Genomic DNA, 4819 nt, shown 5'->3' on the forward strand with positions numbered 1-4819 from the left:
GCCATGAGCACCCCCTCCCCCGCCACCCCGGCATCCGGGCCCCGGAACGAGACGGTCATCGTCTTCGCCCTGAGCCTCGCCGCCATGGTCGTGTCGATGATGCAGACCCTGCCGGTCCCGATCCTGGCCCTCATCCGCGAAGACCTCGGCACCTCGACCGCGAACGTGAGCTGGGTGACCACGGCCACCCTGCTGTCGGCGGCCGTCTTCACCCCGCTGCTGGGCCGGTTCGGCGACCAGCACGGCAAGAAGCCCACCCTCGTGGCCGTGCTCGGCGTCATGGTCGTCGGCTCCGTCATCGCGGCGCTGGCGTCCTCGCTGCCCCTGCTGATCCTGGGCCGGGTGCTCCAGGGAGCCGCCACCGCGATCTTCCCGCTGGCCCTGTCGGTCCTGCGCGAAGAGGTCCGGCCGCAGAAGCTGCCGGGCGCGATGGCGCTGGTCAGCGGCACGCTCGCGTTCGGCAGCGGCCTGGCGCTCGTCGCGACCGGGCTGCTCACCTCCGGGTCCGACGCGGACTACCGCAACGCCTTCTGGATGGCGACCGGCTTCGCGGTCCTCGCCCTGCTCGCGGTCGCCTTCCTGGTGCCCGCGACCCGCCACAAGACCGGCGGCCGCACCGACTTCCTCGGCGCGCTGACCCTCGGCCTCGCGTTGCTGCTGCTCCTGCTGCCGATCTCCCAGGGCCACGAGTGGGGCTGGGGCTCCGCCCGGACGCTGGGCAGCTTCGCCGGCGCCGCCGTCATGACCGCCGTCTGGGTGCTCGTCGAGCGCAAGGTGCGCGAGCCGCTCGTCGACATGAAGATGTTCGTCCACCGCCCGGTGCTCATGGCCAACCTGGCCGGCGTCCTCGTCGGCTTCGGCATGTTCGCGAACTTCCTGGGCGTCTCGTACCTCGTCCAGATGCCCGAGGCGCTCATCGGCTACGGCTTCGACGCGTCGATCCTGCGCGCCTCCGTGCAGTTCCTGCTGCCCGGCGCCATCGTCTCGCTGCTCGCCTCTCCCGTGGGCGGCCAGATCGTGCGCCACCGCGGTCCGCGCACGGCGCTGACCCTGGCCGCCGCGCTCGGCGCGGCCGGCTTCGCCTGGCTGGTCCTGGACCACCAGCACAGCATCTCGGTGATCGGCGCCGGACTGGTCGTCGGCGCGGCCGTCAGCTTCGGATACGCGGCCATGCCCGCCGTGATCATGTCCAGCGTCCCGCACCACCAGAGCGGCATCGCCAACGGCATCAACTCGATCTCCCGCTCCACAGGCAGCGCGATCGGCAGCGCCGTGGTCACCACGATCCTGGCCTCGAAGACCGTCGAGCACCTGCCTGCGGGCGTGCCGCCGCTGCCCGCCGAGTCCGGGTTCACCCTCACCTTCGGGATCGGGGCCGTGGCCTTCGCCCTGGTCGCCGTGATCAGTTGGATCGGCCTGCGGGGCGGGCACCGCACCGTGGTGGCAACCGCGCAGACCGGGGCGGCCGAGAAGACCGCGGAGTCCGGGACGGCCAAGGGGGCCGAGGCCGCCGAGCAGCCCCAAGCCGCCGAAGCCACCCGCTGAGCGACCCGCCGCCGGCCCGGCGGTCCCCGTTGCCGCGTGTCGTTCGCGGCGGGGGGACCGCCGGGCCTTGCATGGTGGGTGCATGAAGGCTACGGACGTCATCGCCGACGGGTTCGGACGCATCGGGGAGATCGTGCACGAGGTCGTGGAGGGGGTCCCAGCGGAGCTGCTCAACGCGCGCGTGGACCCGGCGGCGAACTCGATCACCTGGCTGGTCTGGCACCTGACCCGCATCCAGGACGACCACGTCGCCGACGCGGCCGACACGGAGCAGGTGTGGGACTCCGAGGGCTGGTCGGACCGGTTCGCGCTGCCGCTGCCCGCCGGGGCGACCGGGTACGGGCACTCGCCGCAGGACGTCTACACCGTCCGGGTCGACTCGGGCGAGCTGCTGCTGGGGTACTACGACGCGGTGCACGAGCGGACCGCGCGGTTCGTCCGGGGGCTCGCCGCCGCCGATCTGGACCGGGTGGTCGACGAACGCTGGGACCCGCCGGTCACCCTCGGGGTGCGCCTGGTCAGCGTACTGGCCGACGACCTGCAGCACGCCGGGCAGGCGGCCTTCGTACGGGGCGTGCTGGAGCGGGACCGGGGCGCCTGAAGGGGCTGCCGTCCCGTTGCCCGGACAGCACCGCCGCCGAGCGCACCCCCGGTCGTCCAGGGGCCGGGACCCGTCCGGGTCCCGGCCCCTCCCGCTACGCCCCGCTCGCGTCGAGCATGTCCTCGCGCTCGACGATCTTCACGCGCTCGCGGCCCTGGGGCTCACCGAGGGCCTTCTCGGCCGCGTCCAGCCGGTGCCAGCCCTCCCACGTCGTGTAGCGGACGCTGCGCTCGGCGAGGAAGGCCTCGACGGCCTCCGGCGCGGGCGCGGCCGGGGCGCTCAGGCGGCCCTCCGCGTGGTCGGCGAGCAGGTTCGCGACGGTCTCGTTCGCATCGCCCTTGGTGTGGCCGATCAGGCCGACCGGCCCGCGCCGGATCCAGCCGGTGACGTACGTCGACTGCAGGTGGGCGCCGGCTTCGATCACGCGGCCGCCCTCGTCCGGGACGGTGCCGGAGTCGACGTCCCAGGGAAGCTTCGGCAGCTCGTCGGAGAGGTAGCCCACGGCCCGGTAGACGGACTGGACGTCCCAGTCGGTGAACCGGCCGGTGCCCTTGACGTTGCCCGTGCCGTCGAGCTCGGTGCGCTCCGTGCGCAGTCCGACGACCTTGCCGTCCTCGCCGAGGATTTCGGCGGGCGACTCGAAGAAGTGCAGGAACAGCTTGTGGGGCCGCTCGCCGATGTCCCGGATCGCCCAGTTCTCCAGGGTCTTGGCGACCATGTCGGCCTGCTTGTTGGCGCGGCGGGTGGCTATGGAGCCCTCGTCGTAGTCGATGTCCTCGGGGTTGACGATGACCTCGATGTTGGGCGAGTGGTCCAGCTCACGGAGCTCCATGGGGCTGAACTTGGCCTGGGCGGGACCGCGACGCCCGAAGACGTGCACCTCGAGCGCCTTGTTCGCCTTGAGGCCGTCGTAGACGTTCGCCGGGATCTCGGTCGGCAGCAGCTCGTCGGCCGTCTTCGCGAGGATGCGCGCGACGTCGAGGGCCACGTTGCCGACGCCGAGCACGGCGACCTTTTCGGCCTCCAGCGGCCAGGTGCGCGGGACGTCCGGGTGGCCGTCGTACCAGGAGACGAAGTCGGCGGCACCGTAGGAGCCGTCGAGCTCGACGCCCGGGATGGTCAGCGCGCGGTCGGCCGTGGCGCCCGTGGAGAAGATCACGGCGTCGTAGAAGGACTGCAGCTCGTCGAGGCTGATGTCGTTCGGGTAGTCGACGTTGCCGAAGAGGCGGACCTGCGGCTTGTCGAGGACCTGGTGCAGGGCGGTGATGATGCCCTTGATGCGCGGGTGGTCGGGGGCGACGCCGTACCGGATGAGGCCGAAGGGCGCCGGCATCCGCTCGAAGAGGTCGATGGACACACCGGGCTCGACGGCGGCCTCGGACTTCAGCAGCGCGTCGGCGGCATAGATACCGGCGGGGCCGGCACCGACGATTGCTACCCGCAGAGGGCGAGGCATGGCAGGGGTTCCCTTCGAGCGACGGCAAGGTGGATCAAGGGGAACCTTAAACGAAGGTAAGCCTAACCCAGCACCCGGCATCGCTTTATGACCCCATAATCAAAACTTATAACCCCTCCAAGTCACTCTTGGGGTACTGGCGAACTCGCTGGTCAGCACGCACACCACCTGACAGACTGAAACGGCTTGATCACCCCAGGAGGACTAATGGCTGACGAAACAGACACCCCGCAGGACGAATCCCCGGCCGATGCGGCCAAGCGCAAGTTCCGGGAGGCTCTGGAGCGCAACGCGGCGAACGCCCAGTCCCAGCAGGCGCACCAGAGCCGGGCGAAGGTCCAGGGCGCCAGCAGCGGCCCCGGCGGCAAGAACAAGAAGGTCCGCCGCAAGACCGGCTGACCCTCGGACCCGAGGAGCTCAGTCTCGCCGCCGCGGCGGCGGGACCGGGCGACTCCACCCGCCATTGGGCCACCCGGGTGAGGGAGGATAACCACTGGCGCCGTCAGCAGTTGATCAGCTCGTCCCGCCGAGGGCAGCTATCTCATGCGACAGTGCGACAGAAGGATCCCCCACATGTTCAAGAAGTTCATGGCCACCGCCGCCGTCACCGCCTCCGTGCTCGGTGCCGGTGCCGCACTCGCCTCCCCGGCCATGGCCATCGGCAACGACGAGGGCGTCACCACCGTCAACGGAAACGGTGCCGCGCAGATCTACGGCAACCAGGAGACCCACGGCAAGATGAGCCCGCAGCTCAGCGCCGTCCAGGGCTCCCTCAACAAGCTCTGCATCGGCCTGCCGGCCAAGGTCAACGCGCAGTCCCTGTTCGCGGTCATCGCCAACATCGGCGTCCAGGACGTCAACGTCCTGTCGAACCCGCAGAACCAGCAGTGCACCGAGAACTCCACCCAGGCGAAGGGTGACGAGGCGGCCTCGCACATCCTCAGCAACATCCCGGTCCTCTCCGGCAACGTCTCGGCCGGCAGCTGATCGACCGATTCCGCGCCGGTGTCACGCGTAACGCGTGACACCGGCGCGTTTCCTTTGGTCTAGACCTTGACAGGTACAGACCATTCTCGCTTCAGTGGGCACTGTTGCCCCCGCGGCAATTCCCCCCACCGAAGGAGCAGTTACGTGATACGTGCGTTTCGCCGCCGTGCCCTCTCCCTGGCCGCCGCCGCGGCCGTCACGGTCGGCCTCGCCATCGCCCTCCCCTCCTC

The 4819-nt window shown here is 70.6% G+C and carries 5 protein-coding genes; 4 read left to right on the top strand and 1 reads right to left on the bottom strand.

Translation table 11 applies throughout. The annotated features are described in order from the left end of the window. Positions 1–3 precede the first annotated feature (3 nt). Together PV721_RS41245 and PV721_RS41250 are read left to right on the top strand one after the other, a co-directional pair. Positions 4–1545: an MFS transporter gene (locus PV721_RS41245; RefSeq protein ID WP_319733715.1), complete on the top strand. Its 1542-nt coding sequence runs from the start codon at positions 4–6 to the stop codon at positions 1543–1545. Positions 1546–1627: 82 nt separating this feature from the next. Next, on the top strand, positions 1628–2146 hold the full coding sequence (locus PV721_RS41250; RefSeq protein WP_319733707.1) for a mycothiol transferase: 519 nt from the start codon (positions 1628–1630) through the stop codon (positions 2144–2146). A 94-nt stretch (positions 2147–2240) separates the two neighbouring features. Here PV721_RS41250 and PV721_RS41255 read toward each other — a convergent pair whose 3' ends face one another. Next, a complete protein-coding gene (locus PV721_RS41255) occupies positions 2241–3602 on the bottom strand; it encodes an FAD-dependent oxidoreductase (RefSeq protein ID WP_319733709.1) in 1362 nt (453 codons plus the stop codon). A 207-nt stretch (positions 3603–3809) separates the two neighbouring features. On the opposite strand from PV721_RS41255, the gene PV721_RS41260 reads away from it, so the two are divergent. Together PV721_RS41260 and PV721_RS41265 are read left to right on the top strand one after the other, a co-directional pair. Continuing rightward, positions 3810–4001 carry a DUF5302 domain-containing protein gene (locus PV721_RS41260; RefSeq protein ID WP_030725782.1) on the top strand — a complete coding sequence of 64 codons (192 nt, stop codon included), beginning with the start codon at positions 3810–3812 and terminating at the stop codon, positions 3999–4001. A gap of 174 nt (positions 4002–4175) precedes the next feature. Further along, on the top strand, positions 4176–4589 hold the full coding sequence (locus tag PV721_RS41265) for a rodlin (protein WP_319733713.1): 414 nt from the start codon (positions 4176–4178) through the stop codon (positions 4587–4589). Positions 4590–4819 lie beyond the last annotated feature (230 nt).

It is taken from the genome of Streptomyces sp. MB09-01 (genome assembly GCF_033794505.1).
In the GTDB taxonomy this organism is placed as follows: Bacteria; Actinomycetota; Actinomycetes; order Streptomycetales; family Streptomycetaceae; genus Streptomyces.